This window comes from Paraburkholderia sp. 22098 (genome assembly GCF_052045935.1).
GTDB lineage: Bacteria > Pseudomonadota > Gammaproteobacteria > Burkholderiales > Burkholderiaceae > Paraburkholderia > Paraburkholderia caledonica.
In genome coordinates, this window is sequence record NZ_JBQEPV010000012.1 from 92,827 (window position 1) to 116,481 (window position 23,655).

Below are 23,655 nucleotides of genomic sequence, written 5' to 3' on the forward strand. Positions count from 1 at the left end.
TATGCGCAACTGGATGGCGAAGGGAAGCATCGAACGCTCGAATCAGCAGCGTTACGAGTCGCACAGTGACACAAACTTGCAGCGCCGCGACGCGCAGCGCCCTCGCTCTTCACGGCTGACGCGCGGCGTCGCGTGCTGGCTCGCGTTGCAGACCGCATTGGCCGCGCCGCTCGCGTCGGTGGCCGAAGCGGCCGCTGCGGCGTCGGGCACCGTCGGAAAGGCAGACACGGCCAACTCAGCCAACGCAGCCGACACCGCCGCGCCGCGCACGCAAGCCGCGCTCCGAGCGCAGGCAACGCCGCCCGCAGCGGCGGCTTCCAACATGGCGACACATGCGGCCACCGGCACTGGCAACGGCCCCGCGCCGAGCCCCGCCGTACCCTACGACCCGGCGATGATCGCGCAAGCGCCATTGGCGACGCCTACGCCGGCGCTCGCCGCGTCGGCGGTCAAAGCGCTGGGCGTCAAGACGCCGACCACCGCCGAACCGGGCACGCTGGTGCCGGGCGGCCGTCGCCAGACGCTCACGTTCGCCGACCTGGGCGCGCTCGATCCGCTGCAGTTGCGCGGCACCGACGGCCAGAACGGCGTCGCGTTCTCCGTGCGCGGCGACGAGGTGGTAACGGGCGCGATCCTGCATCTGATCTACAGCTACTCGCCCGCCTTGCTGCCGAACATTTCGCAACTCAAGGTGCTGGTGAACGGCGAAGTCGCTGCAACGCTGCCCGTGCCGCGCGATCAGGCCGGCATGCTGGTCGCGCGCGACGTGTCGCTCGATCCGCGCTTCGTCAGCGAATTCAATCACCTGAACGTGCAGTTGATCGGGCATTACACGGCGAGTTGCGAGGACCCGGCGAACTCGTCGCTATGGGCCACCGTCAGCAATGCAAGCTCGCTGGATCTGACGTACGCGTCGCTCGCCAGCAAGCCGGATCTCGCGGCCCTTCCGCAACCGTTCTTCGACCGACGCGACGTGCGGCGCCTCGAACTGCCGTTCGTATTCCCGCAGAAGCCGACAGCCGGCACACTCGAGGCAGGCGGCATCGTGGCCTCGTGGTTCGGCGCGCTCGCCGGCTATCGCGGTGCGCTGTTCCCGGCGCAGCAGGACAACGTGCCGCTGTCGGGCAACGCCGTCGTGTTCGCGACCGACGACCAGCGCCCCGCCGGCGTCACGATTCCAGCCATCTCGGGCCCGACCATCGCCGTGGTCGACCGTGAAGCGCCGGCGCGCGGCAAGCTGTTGCTGGTGCTCGGACGCACCGACGCCGAACTGAAGATCGCCGCGCGGGCGCTCGGTATCGGACAGAACACGCTGACCGGCCAGAGCGTGACGATTACGCGGCTCACCGAACTCGCGAAGCGCGCGCCGTACGACGCGCCCAACTGGCTGCCCACGCATCGACCGGTTCGCTTTGGCGAGCTTGCCGACGCGCGCGACCTGACCGTGTCGGGCTACGACGCCGACGCGGTCCACGTGAATCTGCGCGTACCGCCCGACCTGTTCATGTGGCATACCAAGGGCGCGCCGATCGACCTGCGCTACCGCTACACGGTGCGTCCGCAGCGCGACCGCTCGTCGCTAAACGTCAGCGTGAACAGCGGCTTCGTGCAGGCGCTGCCCATTCCGGCCGAGTCCAGTTCGGTATTCGATCTGAGCCATTATTTCGCGCGCGTGCTGCCCGACAAGACGGCCGAGGCGCGCCGCACGCTGCATATTCCGCCGCTGCTGCTAACCCCGCGCGCGCAACTGCGCCTGCACTTTTACTACGACATTCCGAATACCGGCGAATGTCACGGGCGACTGCTTGAGAACGTGATCGGTGCGGTGGATCCGAATTCGACGATCGACCTGTCGTCGTTTCCCCACTACATGGCGTTGCCCGATCTCGCGGCGTTCGCGAACAGCGGCTTTCCGTTCACGCGCATGGCGGATCTATCGGAAACGGCGGTGATCCTGCCGAACGACGCCGACTCGAGCGACTACAGCCTCTACCTGCTGACCATGGGACGCATGGGCGCGTCGACCGGCTATCCGGCCGCGGGCGTGACAGTGGGCACCGCCGACGACGTCGACAAATACGCCGACAAGGACCTGCTGATTTTCGGCGCGCCCGGCAAGCAACCGCTACTTCAACGCTGGGCCAAGTCGATGCCGTTTTCGAGCGACGGCGACTCGCGCACGTTCCAGCTGTCCGACATCGTCTTCAAACTCGAGGACTGGTGGCACGGCGAGCGCGGCGTCGAGCGCCTGCCCGCGCGCGCCGACCTCACGCTCGTCAGCTCGAACGGCGACGCGCTCCTGACCGGCTTCGAATCACCGCTGAAAAAGACCCGCAGCGCGGTGGCTCTCGTAAGTGCGGCCGGGCAGTCGGACGCCGATCTGTCGGCCGCCCTGCTCGACGCCGACGTGCTGCCGGAGATTCAAGGCGCAATGGCCGTGATCCACGGCCGCACGGTCACGATCACGTCGAACGGCGACGCGTACTATGTCGGCCATTTGTCGCCACAGGAGTATCTGCGCTGGGCGCTGTCGTCGCATCCGTTGTTGCTGATGCTGGGCGGCGTGCTCGCGGCGCTGATCATCGCGGCGCTGTTCTACCGGATGCTGCGCTCGGTCGCGGCGCGCCGTTTGAAGGACTAACAGGACTGACATGCGGGTTCGAATCAACAGAAAACAAGGTGTGAAATTGGCGCTCTCGCTGGCGCTGGGCGTCGCGGCATCGGCGGCGTGCGCGAACGTGCTGAAGGTCGCGCAGAATGCAGCCGCGCCCGGCGCGTGCGGCGACTGGACTGGCTATCGAACTTTCGTCGAGCGCTTCGTGCAAGCCGACGGTCGCGTGATCGATTACTCCACGCCTACCCAGCAGACCACCTCCGAAGGCCAGTCGTATGGCCTCTTCTTCGCACTCGTTGCGAACGACCGCGCCACGTTCGACCGGCTGCTGAACTGGACGCGCACCAACCTCGCGGCCAATCAGTTCGATCCGCAAAACCTGCGCTTGCCGTCGTGGCAATGGGGAAGGAAAGCGGACGGCTCTTACGGCGTGCTCGATCCGAATTCCGCATCGGACTCCGACTTGTGGATCGCCTACGATCTGCTGCAGGCCGGGCGCCTGTGGCATGACGCGAGCTACACGCAGCTTGGCCAGGCGCTCGCGGCGCGCATCGCGCGTGACGAGATGACGAACCTGCCTGGCGTCGGTCCGATGCTGCTGCCCGGGCCCGAAGGTTTCAAAAGCGGCGGCGTGACGCGCCTCAATCCGAGCTACCTGCCGCTGCCCGTGCTGCGCGCGCTTGCCCATGAAGTGCCGAACGGTCCGTGGGCGAAGCTCGCCGACAGCGCCTACAAGTTCGTCAAGACAACAGCGCCTCAAGGCTTCGCGCCCGATTGGGCGGCGTGGCAAAACGGCCAGTTCGTGGTCGACCCGAAAAACGGCGACACCGGCAGCTACGACGCGATCCGCGTCTATCTGTGGGCGGGCATGGCGTCGCCTGCCGATCCGCTGGCGAAGCCGTGGCTCGCCGCGCTCGGCGGCATGCGCGCAAAGGTCCAGCAAAACGGCTTCCCACCGGAGAAGGTGTCGTCGACCAACGGCTCGGCAAGCGGCGAAGGCCCGCTCAGCTACTGGGCCGCGCTCGCGCCGTACTTCAAGGCGCTCGGCGACGCGCACGGCCTCGGCCTCGCGCGCACGCATCTGGCGGCGCTCGACGCCAGCGTGCCTGGCCGCGAGCCTGTTTACTACGACAGGGTGCTGGGCCTGTTCGGCACGGGCTTTATCGACGGACGCTATCGCTTCGACGAAAGCGGACGCCTCGTGCCCAGCTGGAGAACCGCATGCGATTGAGCGCCCTCGCGTTGTCAATGCGCTTCGCGCTGAGCCTCCCGCTTGCCTGCTGCCTCGCGGCGGCCGCACCCGACGCGTTGGCTCAGGCGCCGGCACCAGGGTCGAAAGATCCAATGGGCGTGTTGATCGATCAGGGCAAGTACTGGCAATCGCATCAGCGCGGCGACCTCGCGGAGCAGGCCTGGCTGAAGGTGTTGCGCATCGACCCGAAACAGCCCGACGCGTTGTTCGGCATGGGCATGGTGCTCGCCGACCGCAAGGACGGCGCGGGTGCACAGCAGTATCTCTCGCGACTGAAGGCGGTGGCGCCGAACTACCCGAGCCTCGATGAACTCGGCCGGCGGCTCGGTGAATCGAGCCTGCGCGACCAGACCGTGAACGATGCGCGGCGGCTCGCGCAAAGCGGCCAGAGCGCGAGCGCGGTGCAGGAGTATCAGCGCGCGTTGAGCGGCAAGCCCGCCACGCCGGCGTTGCAGCTTGAGTACTACCAGGCGCTGTCGGCTACGCCGCAAGGCTGGGATCAGGCGCGTCGCGGACTCGAACAACTCGCGCGTGATAATCCGGACGATCCGCGTTACGCACTCGCCTACGCTCAGCATCTGACCTATCGCGACGTCACCCGCCGCGACGGCATCGCGCGGCTGCAAAAACTTGCCGGCGACAGCACGGTGGGCGCGTCGGCGAAAAAGAGCTGGCGGCAGGCACTGCTCTGGCTCGACGCGCGTCCCTCGGACGCCGCGCTGTACCAGGCGTATTTGCAAAGCGCGAACGACGACGCCGCAGTCAAGGCGCGCTTCGATTCGATGGTGCAGCAGGACAAGGCGGCACGTGAGCGCGCCCAGGAAAACGCCTCCGTCGACGCACGCGGGCGCACCGTCGCCGAGGGCTTCGCCGCACTCGATCGCAACGACGCGGCCACGGCGCGCGCGAAATTTTCGTCGGTGCTGGCCACCAGTCCGAACGACACCGACGCGCTTGGCGGCATGGGCATCGCCGCGCTCAAGCAGGAGCACTTCGCCGAAGCGCGCAACTATCTGGAACGCGCGTCGCGCAACGGCAACCCGGCTCGCTGGAAAACCGCGCTGGATAGCGCGACGTACTGGACCTACACGAGCGACGCAATCGGCGCGCGCAGCAACGGCGAGTTCGCGAAGGCGAAGTCGCTGTTCGAACGCGCCATTGCGATGAATCCTTCAGATGTCACCGCGCAAGTGCTGCTCGGTGAAATGCTGCTTGCGAACCGTGACGCGGCCGGTGCCGAACAGGCATACCGGATGGCGCTGCGCCGCCAGGCAGACAACCCCGACGCCATTCGCGGACTCGTCGGCGCATTGGCCGCCCAAGGTCGCGGCGACGAAGCGTTGCAGTTCGCCAATCGACTGAACACGGAACAGCAGTCGAAGGCTGGCGGCATCAACCGTCTGCGTGGAGAAGCGCAGGCGGCTCAGGCGCGCGCGGCCGAAGCGCACGGCGATCTGGGCAGCGCACGCAGTCTCTTCGAAGACGCGCTGCTCAACACGCCCGACGACCCGTGGCTGCGTCTGGACCTCGCGCGTATTTACGTGCGCCAGGGCGCGGTCGCGAACGCGCGCAGCATGATGGACGGCCTGCTCGCCGCGCATCCTGACATGACCGATGCGCTGTATGCGAGCGCGCTGCTGTCGGCGGAAACGCAGGACTGGTCAGCCGGTCTCGCCCAACTCGAACGCATTCCCGTCGCGCAACGCACCGACGCGATGGCGGCGTTGCAGCATCGGCTGTGGGTGCATCAGCAAGCCGATCTCGCCACGCGCATGGCGCGCAGCGGTCAGACTCAACAGGCGCTCGCAACCTTGCATGCAGCCGAGCCGGTGGCGGGGAACAGTCCTGAACTGATCGGCGTCATCGCGGCGGCCTACCAGCAGGCCGGCGATCCGAACCGCGCGCTGAGCCTGGTGCGCGGCGCGATGAACGCGGCACCCGGCAACACCGATCTGCTGCTGCAATACGCGGGCATTCTGTCGGCTACGCAGCAGCAAGCAGAGCTCGGCATGGTGATGCGCCGTCTGTCGTCGATGCAATTGACGCCGCAGCAGCGCACCGACTTCGCCAATCTGAATCTCGGCATCGTCATCAAACAATGCGACGCCGTGCGTCAGCGTGGCGACCTCGCCAGCGCCTACGACGTGATCGCGCCGTGGCTCGCGGCGATGCCCGACAATCCCGATCTGCAGGCCGCTTTGGGCCGCCTGTATGCGTCGGCCGGCGACGACCGCAACGCGCTCGAAAGCTATCGCGTTGCATTGCGGCGCAAGCCCGACGACCTCAATCTGCTGCAGGGGGCGATTTCCGCCGCGTCTGGTGCGAAGCAGTTCAGCTACGCCGAATCGCTGGCGTCGCAGGCCTTGAATGCCGCGCCCAACGACCCAGGCGTGCTTGCCACCGTTGGCCGCATGTATCGCTCGGAAGGCAAGCTGTCGCTCGCGTCGACCTATCTGCAGCGCTCGCTGGTCGCGGCCAACACACCGCTGATGGCGAATGCGCCGCGCAATGCCGCGGCGAGCAACGTGCCGCGCGGCTGGGAAGCGGCGATGCGCCGTATCGGCGCGACGCCGCTGCCCGGCACCAATCCTTTCGAGGGAAAAACCGCGACGCTCGCGCCGACCGACGCCGATAACGCAGCGCCCGGCTTCAATGGTTCTTCGAACGCCGCGCGAGCTTCCCTTCCGTACTCGCAGTCTTCCTTGCCGACACAGACCGTGCCGAACTATCCGCCGCCCATGCAGCCCGCGCCATACGTCGCACCTTATGCGGCACCCGCGCAGCCCTACACGCCGAACAGCGCGCCCGCCGCGCTGCCGTATAACGCGCCTCGTCAGGGGGCCGACGCTGGCGGCTACGGCGAGGACAGCTACGGATCGAGCCAGTCCGGCGCACCGTTGCAGCCCTACCCTGGGCAGAACGGCCAGGCCGCCCAGCCGCAGATGCCGATGCAAGCTCCGATGCAGCCGATGCAGCCGATGCAGCAGCAATACAACCCGGCTTACGCGCAGCAGGCGCCGTATCCGCAGCAGCAATACGGCACGCCCGATGGCTATGCGCCGACGCCCTGGCCCATGTCGCCCGCCGCGCGCGAGGCGCAGGCCAATGCCGGGACGATGCAGCCGCAGCCGTATGGCTCGACAACCGCAGCCGCAGCGAACGGCAAACGCACCGCGAGCAAAAAGCAAAGCGCGTCGAAGAACAGCCGCAACGCAGCCGTTTATGCACAGCAACAGCAACCGTATTACGGACAACAAGCTTATCCGCAACAGCAGCAACCGCAAGGCTACGCGCAACAGCCTTATCAGTCGTATCCGCAGCAGCAGGGTTATGGCCAGCAGCCGTATCAGCCCTATCCGCCGCAGCAGCAGGCCTATGGCAATCAGGGCTATTACGGGCAGCAACAGCCTTACATTCCGCAGCCGCCGAGCGGCTACGCGCAAGCGTATTACCCGCAACAGCCGGGCATGAACGGCAGCGGCGGCAATGGCGCGAACTACGCGCAGCCAAACGTCGCCAATGCGCAGACCCTTGGCGTAGCCGAGGAACTGGCGCAGGTCAATCGCGAGCAGGCGAGCACGGTCTCGGGCGGCATTGTGTTTCGCAACCGCAGCGGCGAGGACGGCTTGTCCACGCTCACCGACATCGAAGCGCCGATCCAAGGCCGCATCAAGGCAGGCAACGGCCATGTCGTGGTGACGGCAACTCCCGTCACGCTGGATGCCGGCACCGCGGCAGGCAACGTGTCGACGCTCGCGCGTTTCGGCGCGGGGCTGTCGAACAGCACGTCGGCAGCGGCGGCCGTTGCGGGCACCAACAATTACGGCAGCCAGACGGCGAGCGGCGTGGGCCTGTCAGTTGGTTACGAAAGCCGCAAGCTCAGCGGCGATATCGGCGTGACGCCCATCGGCTTTCGCGAGACGAACATAGTAGGCGGCGCGCAGTACAACGGTGGCATCACCGACAAGGTCTCCTATTCGCTCGCCGTCGCCCGGCGCGCGGTAACCGACAGTCTCTTGTCGTACGCCGGCACACGCGACGCTGCGTCCGGCCTCGAATGGGGCGGCGTCACATCGACCGGCGGCCTCGCGAGCCTTGCGTGGGACGACGGCACCAGCGGTCTGTACGTGAACGCGGCGTTCCAGTACTACGATGGACACAACGTCGTGACGAACACTGCCTGGAAGGGCGGCGGCGGCATCTACACGCGCCTCTTCAAGGACGCCGACCAGACATTCACCATCGGTGTGAACACGACGCTGATGGGCTACGACAAGAACCTGTCGTACTTCACGTATGGCCAGGGCGGCTACTTCAGTCCGCAACAGTACGTGATCCTGAATCTGCCGATCGAATGGACTGGCCGCAATGGCGCCTTTACGTATGACCTGAAGGGATCGATCGGCGTGCAGCATTACCGGCAGGACGCATCGAACTACTTCCCGCTCGGCAACTCGGGCTCGTTGCAAGCGGCGGCTGCGGGTCAGGCGACGCTGATCGGCAGCAGTGTCGATAGCGGCGCCCAGTACCCGGGGCAAAGCAAAACCGGCGTGTCGTATTCGCTGAGCGCTGTAGGCGAATACCAGCTCGCGCCGCAACTGGCCTTCGGCGCAACGGCTTCGCTCGGCAATGCTTATCAATATCGCGAGTGGCTTGCCGCAGTCTACGTTCGCTACAGCTTTACGAGGCAGACAGGCCTGCAGCCGTTCCCGCCCACACCGCTCAGTTCGCCGTATTTGTCGCTGTCCAACTAGCGCACGTTTGATCGGGCTCGCGCGTCTGATTCCGCGGCGGCCCGATTCGCTGGACCGCCGTCACGGCCGTTTCAGGCCGCGTCGGAGCCGGTTGCGTATTTGCGGCAATGCTCGAGGTAACCGGCGGCGTGACTGCTCACCAGTTGCACGATGCTTTTCCAGAGCCAGCCCGGTGCGTCGAGTGTCTTCGAACGGTTCTTGCGCAGCTCGGCGAGCCATGCCTTGCGTTCGGCGAGATGCATTTGCCGCGCGTGCGCCTTGCCCACTACCAGCGCAAGAAAACGTGCCGCCTTCGTCGCTTCGTCGCGAGTGAGTTGCTCGATCGTCAGCTTCATGTCCTGCGGCAGCAACTCGCGTATCACCACCGCGCGATCCGCAAGGCGCGCCGATCTCATCCGGTCGCCGAGCGAAGGCGACAGATGCCGCGCGCCCTCCACCACCCGCTCCGCGTTGTCGCGTGGCATTCTCACGCCCGCATAGCGAGGCGCCGCAGCGGGCGCTGCCTCCTTGATGTCGATCAGGCACAGATCGTCGCCGTCCACTGCGGCGCCGTCGATGTCGAGCAGCACCGCGTAGCGCAGCCGTCCGAGCGAACTGCAGCCCTTGACCCAGTAGGCGGCGTCGAGCACTTCGACGTCCGCCTCGTCGCCTGCGCCACGCAATGCAGTCGCAAGTGCGGCAACTGACGTTTTGCTGAAGAGCTCGTCGATCTCGCGCCGCTCGTTTTTGGCAAGCGGCCAGAAACGGGAACCGAGCGGAATAGTCGGCTCGCTATCTTCGATACGCTCTTCGGCAAGATGGCGCCATGAACGCCGCACCGCTTCCTTCATCACGACGCGCACCGCCTCCGGTTTCTCGGAGTGAATGTCCGCCTCACCCGCGCTTTCGTCGAAGGCGCGTTCATAGCCGTCGGCCAGCGCCTCCATCATCTGAACGATCGTCACGCCTGGCAGGTCGGAACCGCGCGCTGCCGTCGCGAGCGAAAGCCCGAGCCGGATGAGGTCGTGCGCGGGATTGCCGATCACCGTCTGATCGAGATCGCGAATCTGGATCTCGACGCGGCCATTCGCATCGGCGACGGGCCCGAGATTGCCCGTATGGCAATCGCCGCAGATCCATACAGCGGGACCCTCGGGTAGCGCGTGCCCTTCGATTCCGTCGAGCCACTCATAAAATCTGTTCGTGCTGCCTCGCACATACGCATGCGCGGAGCGCGCCATTCTCGCGTTGCGGCGCGCGGTCAGAAGCGGCTGGCGCGCTTCGGCGTCGGGGAGCTTCTTCGCCCGCTTGCTGAGCGGTTTGGACAGCTTGTTTGTTGCGACGGGCTTCTTCGGCATTTGTACGGTCCGCTCTTATCGATATTCGAAGCCGGCGCGGCACGTGTCCTCGCCAGCGCTTGTCGCGCGCATTGTCGCGTGCGCAAGCAACGACCTTCAGCAGGAATCGCGCCTATCGTGTGAAGCATTCTGTAAGGGCACATGAGGCTTCAACGGTTACTTATGCGAGATATAAGCCGCCACTGGAAATACGTTCTGAAGTTCTCTCCAACGTATGGGCATCGGCGCTTCTTTCCGCTTCCAGATGCGCTTGCGCACAGTGCGCAGGTAAAACTTGCGAGAGCATAGGGGCGACCGGAGGCTAAAGTGTGCCGGCGCCATACGAAGCCTTTACGCGCGCTATGTGAACCGGCAGACTGGAGGCCCACTCATCCATGTGACCCTCTGTGGAGCGCAGCATGCCATTTCCGGCACAAGATCACGGCTGTCCTGGTTGGGGCGGCGAGATGGCGCGGCGCATCAGCGAATTCGACTGGTCCGCAACCGACGTCGGCGCGATCCCGAACTGGCCTCGCAGCCTGACCGCAACCGTGCAGCTGCTGCTTGCCTCGCCTGTGCCGCTCGTGCTGCTGTGGGGCAAAGCCGGCCACATGATTTACAACGACGCCTACGCGGTTTTCGCGGGCGGACGGCATCCGTATCTGTTGGGCTGTCCCGTCGAGACAGGCTGGCCCGAGGTTGCCGACTTCAATCGTCACGTCATGAATACGTGCCTTGCCGGCGGCACGCTGTCGTATCGCGACAAGGAACTCGTGCTGCTGCGCGAAGGCAAGCCCGAAGACGTGTGGATGGATCTGTACTACAGCCCCGTTGCAGACGACAGCGGCGCGCCTGCGGGCGTACTCGCTATCGTTGTCGAGACGACGGGGCGTGTGTTGACCGAGCGCTGGCGGCAACGCGCCGAAGCCGAGCTGCACGAGACGAACGAACGCCTGCAACTCGCGCTGAATACGGGCGCCGTGCTCGGCACGTGCGTCGTCGATATGCGCACTCAAAACATCACTGGCGACGAGCGCTTCGCCCGCACTTTTTCGTTGTCGGTGGACGAAGCCGCTCGGGGCGTCGATCACCGCGCGGCGACAAAAATGATCCATCCGGACGATCAATCGCTGCTCCAACATCTGACCTTCAAGGCGCTGTCCGGCGGAAAACCGTTTCGCGCCGAGTACCGGATTCGCTGCCCCAATGGCGATTACGTGTGGGTGCAAGCGAACGGCCAGTGCGAGTTCGACGATAACGGCGTGCCCACCCGGTTTCCCGCCGTGCTGATCGACATCCACGAACGTAAGATCGCCGAGCAGTCGCTGCGCCAGTTGACGGAGACGCTTGAACAGCGCGTTGCCGATGCGGTCGCCGCACGCGCCTTCGCAGAGGAACAGTTACGCCAGGCGCAAAAGATGGAAGCGATCGGCAGCCTGACGGGCGGCGTCGCGCACGACTTCAACAACGTGTTGCAAGTGATCAACGGCAATCTGCAAATGATGGCCGCCGACGCCGGGGATAATCCCGCAACGCTGCGCCGTTTGTCGGCGGCGACCGATGCCGTGAAGCGCGGCGCGAAACTGGCCGCGCATCTGTTGGCGTTCGCGCGCCGCCAGCCGCTTTCGCCGACGGTGCTCGATCCGCGCCGGCTGCTCGCGGGCATGAGCGAGATGCTGCATCGCGCGCTCGGCGAGACCATCACGATCAAAACGGTATTGAGCGACGATCTGTGGAACGTGCAGGCCGATCGGAACCAGCTAGAAAACGCGCTGCTCAATCTCGCGATCAACGGACGCGACGCGATGAAAGCCGACGGCACGCTCACTGTCCGTGCCGCGAACCGTGTGCTGGATGCCGCGTTTTGCAACGACCACGCGGAGCTGTCGCCGGGCGAATACGTCGTGTTCTCCATCACCGATACCGGCGCAGGCATGCGGCCAGAGGTGCTTGAACACGCGTTCGAACCGTTCTTCACGACCAAGCCGAACGGTCATGGAACGGGCCTCGGCCTCAGTATGGTGTTCGGCTTTGTCCGTCAAAGCGGCGGCCATACGCTGATTGAGAGCGAGGTGGGACAAGGCACGACCGTGTCGCTGTACTTCCCGCGCTGCTGCGAGCCTGAAACTCCCGAAACCGTCGATCAGACCGCCACGCCGGTAGGCGGCGGCGAAACGATCCTCGTTGTCGAAGACGATGCGGACGTGCGTCTGACGGCCGTCGAAATGCTCGCGCAACTCGGCTACAAGGTGCTGACTGCATCGAGTGGCGATGCGGCGCTCGAATTCATCCAGAGCGACATGCCGATCGACCTGTTGTTCACCGATGTGGTGATGCCGGGCAAGATCAAAAGCGTCGAACTGGCGCGCCGTGCCGCGGCGCGCTCGCCTGCGGTGCCGACCTTGTTTACGTCCGGTTATACGCGCGACGAGATCGTCCATCACGGCAAACTCGATGCCGGCATTACGTTGCTGTCGAAACCGTATCGACGCGACGATCTCGCGCGCAAGGTGCGAAGTGTGCTGCGCCCGTCGGCAGGGGCGGTTGCCGGTGCAACGCATGTCGGCAAGATGACCGACCGGGAGATCGCTGCGTGCGTGCCGCCCGTGGCCTACGATCCGTCGAGCGTCGAGACGCCGGGCGTTGAGATGCCGGACGGCGCCGCTCGCGGGCGGGAAGCTCGTCAAGACGTCGCGCCCGAAGCTGCGCCGGCGCGCTCGCCGGCTCACGTGCTACTCGTCGAGGACGACGCCGACTCGCGCGAGGCGCTGAGCAGCCTGCTCGGCGCGCTGGGCCTCGACTGCACGTCGGTGGGGAGCGCGGAAGAAGCGCTGCCGCTCGTGCCGGCGCAACGCTACGACATCCTGTGCACCGACATCACGCTACCTGGCATGTCGGGCGACAATCTCGCGCGCGCGGTCCTGCGCGCACAGCCGGACGTGCAAGTGCTGCTGGTGTCCGGCTACGGCGCGCATGCGCCGATCGGCGACAGCATTCCCGGCGCGCGGATGCTCGGCAAACCGCTCGACCTCGCCCAGTTGCGGCGCGAGCTTGCGCGGTGGCTCGATCCCATCGAAGCCGCCTGGTGACGCCGGGCGCCTCCAGGCGCGGCGTGCGCTTTTCGCACCGCAAGCCGGAATGCGGCATATATTGGTCTATATCGATGAAGCCGCACGCGGCGCGAAGCGCGCAGCGCATACGCGCCCTGGTATGATGCCGGGCGCGCGCCTGCTTTCCTGTCGCATGGGCGCTTGACCTTCCGCCGCTTTTTGTCACGAGAGCCATCATGCCTTCCCAACACGACCCAGCCCCCGCTGCGAGCCCGAGCCCGACCAAGGCGAGGCGCAAAGAGCTGTCCATCACGGCGCGCAATCTTCTGATGGTAGCCGTCGGCGTGCTCGTCTTCGCGATAGTCTCGGGCGTGGTGCTGTATCAGCCGATCGCCTATGGCGATGCAATCCCCAACTTCGGCATCATTCTGATGCTGACGGTGCCGGTAATCGCGGGCGTCGCGTTCCGGGTGGGACTGGATGCGTGGCTCGATCGCGAGTAATAGAAAAGCGGGCAGCGGGTCGCTACCCCGCCCCACCCGGCACCACCACCCACACCTCCAGGCCGCCACCCTCGCGCGCGTGAAACTCTACCCTGCCACCGTGCAGCCGCGCGATCCGCTCGACAATCGCGAGCCCAAGCCCTGTGCCGCCGCTATGCGCTCGCGCGTTCCTGCCGCGTTGGAAGGGCGCCTTCAACTGCTCGAGTTCTTCCGCCGATAACCCCTTGCCGCGGTCGCCCACTGCGACATACACCGAGTCGTCGGTCGCCCAGCTACGCACCGCCAGTCCACTGCCGCCGTACACGATCGCGTTCTGCATCAGATTCATCAGGAGCCGCATCATGCTCACCGGCCGATAGGGAATCAGCGGCAAGCGTGCGAGCGACAGTTCGAACTCATGCCCAAGTCCCGCGAAGTCGCCTGCAAGCCGCTCGATCAACGCGTTCAGATCGCCGGGTTCGGCTGGCTCCCGCTCGCCGCTGCCTGCGTAGTCCATGAACTGCTGCAAGATGGTTTCGATCTGGTCGAGGTAGGACTCCGCCGCCACCGCGAAACTGCTGTCGCTGCTCTCCGGCATCGCCATGGCCATCGAAAGGCGTAGCTTGGTGAGCGGCGTGCGGATGTCGTGCGAGATGCCGGCTAACATCAGCGCGCGGGTCGCTTCCGCTTGTTGCAACGCGTGCGTCATCTGATTGAAAGCGCTGCTGACGGCGGCAATTTCCAAAGGGCCGGTGGTCGGCAACGGCGGCGGCGCGTCGCCGTCGCTCAGGCGCTGCGCCGCGCGCGTCAACTCCCGAAGCGGCCGGTTCAGGTGAAGCTGGATCGCGTAGCCTGTCAACGCGGCCAGCGCGGCAAGGCCGAGCGACAGCAGAATGGCCGCGTCGAGCCCATTGCCCTGGGCGTCTTCGGGAATCGGCAGTGCGATCCAATACGGTGCAGCGGATGTGTTGACCTCGGACGCCGCACCGCCCGGTCCATCGGCGGGCGCATGCATGCGAATCCAGAGGCGTTGGCCTCCTTCGGTCTGCCAGCGCGCTTCCATGTCTGCCGGGAGATGTTCACGCAGACTCTCGAGAAACACCTTGCGCTGATAGTTGCGATACCCGCGCAAGACACTCGACGGCGGCTCCGCCAGCGCACTGCCGGGAAGCCGTGCACGCGCGTCAAGACGCGCAGCCAGCGCATCGCGCGCGGCGCGCGGCGTGCTTTGCAGCAGGTTGTCGAGCGTCGTCACATAGGTGGCGAACACAGCGGCCGCGCGCTCCACGCGAGGCCGCTGCACATAATGCAGCAGCACGCCGAGCGAGCACACCTGGCTCAATACGACGAGCGCGATCAGCAATGCAATATTGCGCGCGAGCAGTGTCCGCGGCAGCACCCGTTGCAATAGTGGACGGCTCATGAATCGACGTCCGCGATCAGCATGTAGCCGACGCCCCACACTGTCTTGATGAAGCGCGGCTTGGACGGATCGTTCTCGACGATCTGCCGCAGGCGCAGCACCTGCACGTCGATGCTGCGGTCGAGCGCATCGTGATCGCGCCCTCGCGCGCGAGCGAGCAGATTGTCGCGGCTTACCGGCCGGTTCGGCGACGACGCGAGCGCAACCAGCAGCAGCATCTGCGCCGAGTGGATTTCGAGCAGCGCGTCGCCGCGCATGAGTTGCTGTTTGCCGACATCGAGCACGAATTCGCCGAAGCGCACGCGTTGCGACGTGACCGTCACTTCGCCCGAAGCCATTTTCTGACGACGCAGCAGCGCATTGATTCGCGCCACCAGTTCGCGCGGAAGAAAAGGCTTCGCGAGATAATCGTCGGCGCCGGTTTCGAGACCCAGCACCCTGTCGAGCGGATCGCCCTTCGCGGTCAGCATCAGAATTGGCAACGTCTGCCCTTGCTCGCGCAAACGCGCACAGATCGCGAGCCCGTCCTCTTCGCCGATCATCAGATCCAGCACCAGCAGATCGAACGGCTCGCGCTCGAGATAGCGGTCGAGCCGCTTACCGTCTTCCGCGACTCTGACGTCGAAGCCCTGTCCGCGCAAGAAACGCTGCAGCATGTTGCGCAGTTCGACTTCGTCGTCGAGCACGATGATTTTAGCGGGGCGATCCATGCGAAAGCTCCTCGTTTCAGGCATCGTTTCGTGTTTTGCGCGCGGCCTGGCGTTCGGCGATGCGCTGCAATAACACGTAGAACGACGGAATGAACAGCACGGCAATGCACGTTGAAGCCAGCATACCGGAGAACACCGCGATACCGAGCGAGCGGCGCGCGCTCGCACTGGCGCCGGTGGCTACCACGAGCGGCACGACGCCGAGAATGAACGCGAACGACGTCATCATGATGGGCCGAAAACGCAGGCGCGCCGCTTCGACGGCGGCTTCTGCAATGCCCACGCCTTGCATACGCAAATGCCGGGCGAACTCGACGATCAGGATCGCGTTCTTCGCCGACAACGCGATCAACAGTACAAGGCCAATCTGCGTGTACAGGTTATTCGCGGCGCCGAGTATTGCGAGCGTGCCGGCCGTGCCCAGCAGCGCGAGCGGCACGGCGAGCACGACCGCGACCGGCAACAGCCAGCTTTCATATTGCGCGGCGAGCACGCAAAACACGAGCAGCACACCGACTGCGAAGACCCAGTATGCGGAGTTGCCAACCAGCTTTTCCTGATACGACATCGCGGTCCATTCATAGCCGATGCCGGCCGGCAGGATGCGCGCGGCTTCCTGCTCGAAGGCCCGGATCGCGTCCCCGGTGCTGTAGCCGCTAGCCGGGTTGCCGTTGATCGCCGCCGCCGGTGCAAGGTTATAAAGCGTCGCGACCGCCGGACCGACGCTCGTATGCGCGTCGATGAACGTGCCCAATTCGACCATATGTCCGCTATTGCTGCGAATCTGCAAGCGGCGAATGTCGTCGGTCTCGCGGCGAAACGCGCCGTCCGCCTGCACGAATACCGGGAACGTGTGATTGAAGGCAGTGAACTGATTGACGTAGGCCGAGCCTACGTAATCTTGCAGCAGATCGAACACATTGCCGACCGGCACTTGCAGCGATTCCGCCTTCGTGCGGTCGAGCGTCAGTTCGACGCTCGGCACCGAGGCGCGAAACGGACTGAACACGCGTTGCAGTTCCGGACGTTTCGACACGCTCGCAATCAGCGCATCGGTCGCGCTTTGCAGCCGCCGATAGTTCTGCGAGCCGTCGGTGAGCATTACTTGCATCTGCACGCCGCCGCTATTGCCGAGCCCCTGGATCGGCGGCGGCACGATGACGACCGAGCGCACGTCGGGCAGCTTCGCCAGTTCCCTGTTCATGCGCAGATACAGCGAGCGCAGGTCTTCGCCCTTGCCGCGCTTGCTCCAGTCGTCGAGCGTGACGTAGATCAGCGCGGAATTCGGCAACGACGCGTTGTTATCGAGCGGCGAAATACCGCCGATCGACACCACGTGATTCACGCCGGGAATCGCGCCGATCCGCTTCTCGATCTGTGTGCTGGCCTCGCGCGTTCGTCCGAGCGATGCCGCGTCGGCGAGTTGCGCGGCAATGAGCATGTATCCCTGATCTTCGAGCGGAATGAAACTGGTCGGCACGCGCGTCAGCAGGAGCGCCGATGCCGCGCCCAGCGCAATCGCGATAACGAGCGCAAGCTTGCAGCGCGCGACGAACCACGAGACCACCCTGACGTAGCCGTTCTCCACGCGCGCATAGGCCCTGTCGAACACGCGGTACACCACGTTCGGTTTGCCGGGCCGCTGGTGCCGCAACCAGCGCACGCTCTGCACCGGCTTGAGCGTCACCGCATTGATCGCGCTGATGATCGTGGTCGCAACCACCACGAGCGCAAACTGCCGGTACATCTGGCCGGTGACGCCGCCGAGAAACGCCGAAGGCAGGAACACCGACACCAGCACGAGCGTAATGCCGATGATCGGACCCAGCAGTTCATGCATGGCGTCGATGGCGGCCTGCTTTGGCGTCTTGCCCTGTTCGATATGCTGCGTAATGCCTTCGACGACGACGATTGCATCGTCCACCACAATGCCTATCGCAAGAACGATCGCGAACAGCGTCAGCAGATTGATGGAAAAGCCCATCATGTAGATGGCGCCAAACGTGCCGACAATCGTTACCGGAATCGTCGTGGCAGGCACGAGCATCGCACGCCAGTTCTGCAGAAACAGCAGGATCACCGCGAGCACGAGCAACGCCGCCTCGAAGAGAGTCTTATAAACGTCGATCACGGATTGCCGCACGAAGGTCGTCGTATCGAAGGGCAATTGATAGGTGACGCCCTGCGGCATGTCTTTCGCGAGACGCGCCATGGTCTCCTTTACCGCATTGCCGACCTCGAGCGCATTTGCTTCGGGTAACTGATAGATCGCGATTCCGGCAGCGGGCTTGCCGTCGAGATTGAAGAACTGTCCGTAGCTCGACGAGCCGAGCTCCGTGCGCCCGAGGTCGCGAATGCGCACGAAATGGCCGCCGTCGTTCGAATCCGCCTTCACGATGATGTCGTCGAATTCATGCGGATCGGAAAGCACGCCGCGCATCGTCACGGTAAGCTGGAACGCCCGGCCTCCCGCGTTGGGCTCGGAGCCGAGCTGGCCCGCGCTCACGTCCTTGCTCTGACTCTGTATGGCCTGCATTACGTCGGCCGCGCTCAGATTGCGCTCGCTGAGCTTTTGCGGATCGAGCCAGACCCGCATGCTGTACTGCCCGGTGCCGAACACAGTGACGTCGCCGACGCCCGGCAAACGCGCAAGCGTGTCGCGCAGATAAATGACCGCGTAGTTGCTGAGAAAAAGCGAATCGTATTTTGGGTTCGGCGATTGCAGCGTGTACAACTGCAAAATGGCGGTGGAGCGTTTCCTCACGGTCACGCCCTGTTGCTGAACTGCTTGCGGCAGTTGCGCGGTGGCGGCCGACACACGGTTCTGCACGAGCACCTGCGCCTTGTCGACGTCGGTGCCCACGGCGAACGTGACGGTGAGCGTGTAAGTGCCGTCGTTCGTACTCGTCGACTGCATGTACAGCGCGTTCTCCACGCCGTTGACCTGTGCTTCGATGGGCAACGCAACGCGGTCGATCACCGTCGTCGCGCTTGCGCCCGGAAAGTGCGCGACCACCTGCACGGTAGGCGGCGTGATCGGCGGATATTGCGCGATGGGCAGATTGATGAGCGCGACCGCGCCGAGCAGCATCGCGATCAACGCAATCACATTGGCGAATACGGGGCGCTCGACGAAAAAGCGGATCATGAACGGCCCTGCGCTACGGCATCGACTGTCTGCACTTTGATGCCCGGCGCAACGGCGAGCCCCCCGCCCGTCACGACCCTGTCTGCGGGACCGAGGCCGCTCTTGATCGCGCGCAGCGAACCGTACAGGCTGCCGGTCGTTACGCCGCGCTTCTCGATCACGCCGCCGGCATTCACGACCAGCACCGATGCGCCGGCCTGCTCGCGCAGCAATGCGGTTTCCGGCACGAGCAGCACCTTCTGCGGCTCACTTACCGGAATATGCACCTCGACCGACATGCCCGGGATCAGATGCGTGTCGCGATTGGCGATATCAGCGCGCAACTTGATCGCGCCGCTCGCCGGATCGACTCGCGTATCGACGAATTCCAGCGCGGCGTCCTCACCTTGCTCCGGCTTGGCGCCGATGAGATTGACTCGCACGGTGCGCGGCGCTCGCGTAAAGAGGCCGATGCGGTTCGCGTCGCGCTCGTTCAACGTGAAGTTCACATATACCGGCTGGATGCGATCCAGCGTGGCGAGTTTCGTCGAATCCGATCCGCCCACCACATTGCCGACGTCGAACGCGCGCGCGCCGATGCGGCCTGCGAACGGCGCGCGTATTTCCGTATAGCCGAGGTTGATGCGCGACATGTCCCGCTTCGCAAGCGCCTGGTCGCGGGTGGTCTGCGCCTTTTGCAGCGACGACTCCGAAGTCGCGTTGTCCGACGTGAGCTCCTTCTGGCGCTTCAGTTCCTGATCGGCATTATCGAGCGAGGCCTGGTCGTAGACGAGTTGCGCGCGATACGTGTCCGGCTCGATGCGAAACAGCAGTTGTCCTTGCTTCACGTTGGTGCCGTCTGTGAAGCCGATTTCCTTCAATACGCCCTGAACGCGCGCGACTAGCGTGACGGTTGCCGACGGTGCGACGCTGCCGGTCAGATCGAGTTGCTCGCGCACTTCGCGCGATTCGGGGTGCATGACGCTGACTTGCGGCAACTGCGCGGCCTGTGCAGTTGGAGCATTGCCGTCGTGGCATCCGCTGAATGCCGCGCTCAATGTCACGCTCAACGCCACGCTCAATGTCGTCAGCAGGGCAACGCGAGGCAAGGCGCGCAACGGGCGGTACAACGCGGCGTGAAACGCTGGACGTCGCGGCTCTGCCGGCACGCGGGCATTCACTGCGCTCTCGCCCACTGCTCTTCGATTGGCCATGTCGTTATTCCCCGCTTCGTTATTTACTGCCCGGCGGCGAGTTCGCGCTCGCACGCGCCAGCGCTGAATCGGCAGGCGGGTTCAACAGACGCCCCCAATCCGTGCGCCGCGCCATCTCTTCGGCGATCCGTTCGCTGACCACCTGCTGACCTTGCGCGACTTCCCATCCTCCGCCAAGCGCGCGATACAGCGACACCGCCGCAAGCGCCGCAATCCCCTGGTTCTGCGCGAGCGAATCGCCGTCGCGCAACGCCGAGCGTGAAGCGTCCAGCACCGAGTCGTAAGTCACGGAGCCGGAGCGATATTGAATGTTGGCAAGCCGCAATGCGCGCTGCGATGCGTCAGAAGCGCGCGACGACGCCGCCAGCGCATCGAGCGATGTGCGAAGCGCGGCAATCGCGTCTTCCACTTCTTTTTGCGCCTGCAGCACGGTGTTCTGGTAGTCGAGCACCGCTTCCTGGAATGCCGCATCCTGGATTCGCACCGCGTTCTGAAGTTGCGCCCGGTCGAGAATGGGCAGAGAAATGCCCGCCGAGAAAAGGCCGATCGTCTTGCCGCCCCATTGCGTTAGTCCAATGCCATGCTGTTCGCCGGATGACAAGCCGAACAGTCCCGTCAGCGATAACGACGGGTACAGCTTCGCCTTCGCCGCGCCGATCAGCGCCGACTGCGCCGCCGCGTTGAGCGCGGCCTGGCGCACGTCGGGACGGCGCCGTAATAGATCGGCGGGAATGCCTACGTCGATCTGCGTCGGCGGCACGGGGATCGCACTGCTGCCTTTCAGTTGCGCGTCGACGGCGTCCGGCGGATCGGCGAGCAGCACCGCGAGCGTGTCGCGATCCTGCACACGCGCCTTGATGAGCGGCGGAATCTGCGCCTCGGTTTCGGCTACCAGCGTGGCGGCCTGCTCGACGTCGAGCTGACTCGACGCGCCGCGTTTATAGCGCGCCTGAGTGAGCGTGAGGCTATCCTGAACGGACTTGAGGTTCTGCCGCGCTACGACGATGCGTTGCTCCAACGCGCGCAGATCGATATATGCGTTGGCGACGTCGGCGAACATCGACACCAGCGCGTTGTCGTACGCCGCTTCGGATACGCGCAATTGCGCGCGATCCGATTCGATCTGCCGGCGGTATTTCCCCCAGAAATCGATCTCCCAACCGGCGTTCACGTGCAGATGCTCTGCCCATAAATGAGCCGGCGGTATCGGCCCGACCCCGCTCGTGTTGATATGGCTCGCGCCAACCGACGCGCTGCCCGATTGCGGCAGGAGATTTTCCCCGCTGATCGCAAGCTGCGCCCGCGCCTTGAAGATATGCAGCCCCGCGACCTGCAGCGACAGGTTGCGCTCATAAGCGCGTTGTTCGAGCGCGCTGAGCACGGGGTCGTTGAACGCTTTCCACCACGCGGCCTCGCCGGCGGGCGTGCTCTGCGCGGCAGGCGGCAAGCTCTCCAGCCACTGGTTTTCCAGTGTGACGTCGGGCTCCCTGAAGTCCGGGCCAACGCTGATGCAACCGCTCAACGCCACGCCCATCGACACGACGATCGATGCGCTTACAAGACGCAAACGGCTTGACGTGGCTAGTTTCATCGCGTGAATCAGGCGTCAATGGTTGAGGGAGGGGTTCATGACGGTTGCGACAAGCGCGCGGCGCCGGCATCGTGTGGTTTCGCTGCAAGGCGCGCCGCTCAGTGCACCGCGCAGTGCCCCGCTTAATGCGCTGCACCGCGTTCGCGCATATACGCCTCGATCTCCGGCAACGTGACGTAGCCGAGCTTCTGCGTGTCTATCTCGTCGAAGTGACTAGCGACCATCGGCATGCCGGCCGCGGCCTGCTCTTTCGTCAGCTTGCCGTCGTGCGTGGTATTGGCGTTCGCAAAACGCGTTTGCAACTGCGCAACCATGCGCTCCATGCGCTGCGGATTACCGCCTTGCGGCGCGGCCTGAGCGAACGTGACGGTAGACGCGCAGCACAGCAGGACGGCGGCGAGCAATTTTTTCATGACTGACTCCTTCGATAAGCCACCGAGCGTCGCCTGCTTATGCCGCGATCCGTTCAATGACAGGCCGAATTCTTGTGGAACCCACGCCCCAAAGCAATTGCAGAGTTATGTCGATTAATGTCATGAAGCGCCGGGCGCATGGCGGAGTGCCGCCCTGTTGCCGCCGTTTATCGCTGCTCATTGCCGTTTATGGCCGTCTGTAGTGACGTATCGACGGCCACAGCTGTCCATTGCCTCGCGCGGCGACAGGCGCGGCGTGACATCGAATGAAATGAACGAGTGCTACCGTCAGGCGACGATTTGCGTAATTCTGATCTCGCGCCGCTCCGTGATGGAACAGGCCGATAGCGGCAGTGGCGCGTGCTTGAGCATACGACATGCGGACTGCAAGAACGCCTGGTGAATTCCCGTTGTCCTGATGAATTGGGGAACACTACTTGCTCACCCACACAGGTAGTGCCGGAGCAGATTTACCGTTCACCTCTTTTTCCCGGACCATGTCGATGAACTACCCGAACCTGGACAGCGAGATCGCCCATCTCGAACTCGTGTTGGGGCGGATTTCGGTCAATGACCGCATTCCTCTTTCGTATTGGGAAAACCGCGTGCGCCTCCTGTCGCGTGCGGCGCTGGTGCCGGTGCAACGAGCCCGGCTGGCACGTCTCGAAGCCGTGCTCGGCGCATTGCGGGATTCCGAAGAAGCCGTCTGCGAAGCGCCTGGCATGCGCTCGAAGGACGTCCGTTCATGACCGAGGCGACCAGGGAACCGAAACACAAAGCACCCAATGCAGCCGCCGGCAGCAACGCGCCACGCGCACAGGACGCCGGCGCGGACTCGCCTCATCTGAACGAGGGCGAGCAGGATCAGGCGGCGCATCACACCGCCCCGCACGCGCTCGTGCTGCATGAGATCGTCCGCGAAGAGGGCGAAGCCGCGCTCGAGCGGACCATCGGCGCGTTGATCTGGTCATCGCTCGCCGCCGGTCTGTCCATGGGATTTTCGTTTCTCACACAAGCCGTGCTCGATGCGGGCTTGCCGGACACGCCATGGCGCCATCTGGTGTCGAGCTTCGGTTATTCGATCGGTTTCGTGCTGGTCATCATGGGACGGCAGCAGCTTTTCACCGAGAGCACGCTGACCGTGGTGCTGCCGGTATTGACGCGGCGCGATCCACGCACATTGCTTAAAGCGATGCGTCTATGGGCCGTGGTGCTCGTCTTCAACCTCATCAGCACATGGATCTTCGCGGCGATGCTACGCATTCCCGATGTCTTCTCGCCCGCGGTGGTGGATGCACTCGGCGAGGTATCGCGTGCGGCGGTCGGCTCGGAACACATGCTGCCAACCATGGTGAAGGCGGTCTTCGCGGGCTGGCTGATCGCACTGATGGTGTGGCTGTTGCCGAGCGCGCGGTCCGGGCGTCTGTTGACCGTGCTGCTGATTACCTATGTGGTCGCCGTCAGCCATCTTTCGCACATCATCGCGGGATCGACGGAGGTTGCTTATGCGTTCCTGAGCGGCGACGCGAGCCTGCACGACTATTTCTTCCGTTTTCTCGTGCCGACGCTCGTGGGCAACACCGTGGGCGGGATGTCGCTGGTTGCGCTGCTCAATCACGCGGCCATTGCGCCTGAAATAAACGGCCATCGCTGAGCGCGTTCAGTTACGCGGGCGGCTTGCCGCCGCAAACGCGGCAACACTCGTGGCT

General features: G+C 64.7%; 14 protein-coding genes. 7 read left to right on the forward strand and 7 right to left on the reverse strand.

Annotated elements, in window-relative coordinates; translation table 11 throughout:
* Position 1 precedes the first annotated feature (1 nt).
* The 3 genes from bcsB to ACTJLB_RS23970 are packed head-to-tail and all read left to right on the forward strand — an operon-like array spanning position 2 to position 8,620.
* Positions 2 to 2,641 carry a cellulose biosynthesis cyclic di-GMP-binding regulatory protein BcsB gene (bcsB, locus tag ACTJLB_RS23960; RefSeq protein WP_440784674.1) on the forward strand — a complete coding sequence of 880 codons (2,640 nt, stop codon included), beginning with the start codon at positions 2 to 4 and terminating at the stop codon, positions 2,639 to 2,641.
* A 10-nt stretch (positions 2,642 to 2,651) separates the two neighbouring features.
* Positions 2,652 to 3,845, forward strand: a complete 1,194-nt coding sequence (gene bcsZ / locus ACTJLB_RS23965; RefSeq protein ID WP_087753437.1) for a cellulose synthase complex periplasmic endoglucanase BcsZ — start codon at positions 2,652 to 2,654, stop codon at positions 3,843 to 3,845.
* Entirely contained in the window at positions 3,836 to 8,620 is a 4,785-nt protein-coding gene (locus ACTJLB_RS23970) for a cellulose synthase subunit BcsC-related outer membrane protein (RefSeq protein WP_440784675.1), read from the forward strand. Before bcsZ ends, ACTJLB_RS23970 begins: the two co-directional genes overlap by 10 nt.
* 71 nt (positions 8,621 to 8,691) lie before the next feature.
* Here the strand turns inward: ACTJLB_RS23970 and ACTJLB_RS23975 are convergent, their stop codons facing one another.
* Positions 8,692 to 9,957 (reverse strand): DUF2252 domain-containing protein, encoded by a 1,266-nt coding sequence (locus tag ACTJLB_RS23975; RefSeq protein ID WP_020066413.1) that lies wholly within the window; start codon positions 9,955 to 9,957, stop codon positions 8,692 to 8,694.
* Between the two features lie 398 nt (positions 9,958 to 10,355).
* Between ACTJLB_RS23975 and ACTJLB_RS23980 the strand changes: the two genes are divergently transcribed.
* Together ACTJLB_RS23980 and ACTJLB_RS23985 are read left to right on the forward strand one after the other, a co-directional pair.
* On the forward strand, positions 10,356 to 13,025 hold the full coding sequence (locus ACTJLB_RS23980) for a response regulator (protein WP_440784676.1): 2,670 nt from the start codon (positions 10,356 to 10,358) through the stop codon (positions 13,023 to 13,025).
* 197 nt (positions 13,026 to 13,222) lie between these two features.
* Positions 13,223 to 13,489: a hypothetical protein gene (locus ACTJLB_RS23985; RefSeq protein ID WP_027804371.1), complete on the forward strand. Its 267-nt coding sequence runs from the start codon at positions 13,223 to 13,225 to the stop codon at positions 13,487 to 13,489.
* Between the two features lie 22 nt (positions 13,490 to 13,511).
* Here the strand turns inward: ACTJLB_RS23985 and ACTJLB_RS23990 are convergent, their stop codons facing one another.
* The 6 genes from ACTJLB_RS23990 to ACTJLB_RS24015 all read right to left on the reverse strand — a co-directional run bounded on the left by ACTJLB_RS23990 (position 13,512) and on the right by ACTJLB_RS24015 (position 21,946).
* The gene (locus ACTJLB_RS23990; RefSeq protein WP_440784677.1) at positions 13,512 to 14,891 is read right to left on the reverse strand and encodes an ATP-binding protein; all 1,380 of its coding nucleotides are present in this window, start codon (positions 14,889 to 14,891) and stop codon (positions 13,512 to 13,514) included.
* On the reverse strand, positions 14,888 to 15,601 hold the full coding sequence (locus tag ACTJLB_RS23995; RefSeq protein WP_087753442.1) for a response regulator: 714 nt from the start codon (positions 15,599 to 15,601) through the stop codon (positions 14,888 to 14,890). The genes ACTJLB_RS23990 and ACTJLB_RS23995 overlap by 4 nt, the downstream gene beginning before the upstream one ends.
* Positions 15,602 to 15,617: 16 nt before the next feature.
* The gene (locus tag ACTJLB_RS24000; RefSeq protein ID WP_440784679.1) at positions 15,618 to 18,749 is read right to left on the reverse strand and encodes an efflux RND transporter permease subunit; all 3,132 of its coding nucleotides are present in this window, start codon (positions 18,747 to 18,749) and stop codon (positions 15,618 to 15,620) included.
* Complete coding sequence (locus tag ACTJLB_RS24005; protein WP_440784680.1) at positions 18,746 to 19,942, reverse strand: efflux RND transporter periplasmic adaptor subunit; 1,197 nt, start codon at positions 19,940 to 19,942, stop codon at positions 18,746 to 18,748. The genes ACTJLB_RS24000 and ACTJLB_RS24005 overlap by 4 nt, the downstream gene beginning before the upstream one ends.
* A 19-nt stretch (positions 19,943 to 19,961) precedes the next feature.
* Positions 19,962 to 21,533 carry an efflux transporter outer membrane subunit gene (locus ACTJLB_RS24010; protein WP_440784681.1) on the reverse strand — a complete coding sequence of 524 codons (1,572 nt, stop codon included), beginning with the start codon at positions 21,531 to 21,533 and terminating at the stop codon, positions 19,962 to 19,964.
* Positions 21,534 to 21,655: 122 nt separating this feature from the next.
* A complete protein-coding gene (locus ACTJLB_RS24015; protein ID WP_020066423.1) occupies positions 21,656 to 21,946 on the reverse strand; it encodes an EF-hand domain-containing protein in 291 nt (96 codons plus the stop codon).
* A gap of 503 nt (positions 21,947 to 22,449) precedes the next feature.
* Here ACTJLB_RS24015 and ACTJLB_RS24020 point away from each other — a divergent pair.
* Entirely contained in the window at positions 22,450 to 22,695 is a 246-nt protein-coding gene (locus tag ACTJLB_RS24020) for a hypothetical protein (RefSeq protein ID WP_020066425.1), read from the forward strand.
* Positions 22,692 to 23,600, forward strand: coding sequence for a formate/nitrite transporter family protein (locus ACTJLB_RS24025; protein ID WP_088174324.1), 909 nt, complete (start codon positions 22,692 to 22,694; stop codon positions 23,598 to 23,600). Before ACTJLB_RS24020 ends, ACTJLB_RS24025 begins: the two co-directional genes overlap by 4 nt.
* The last annotated feature ends 55 nt before the right edge of the window (positions 23,601 to 23,655 follow it).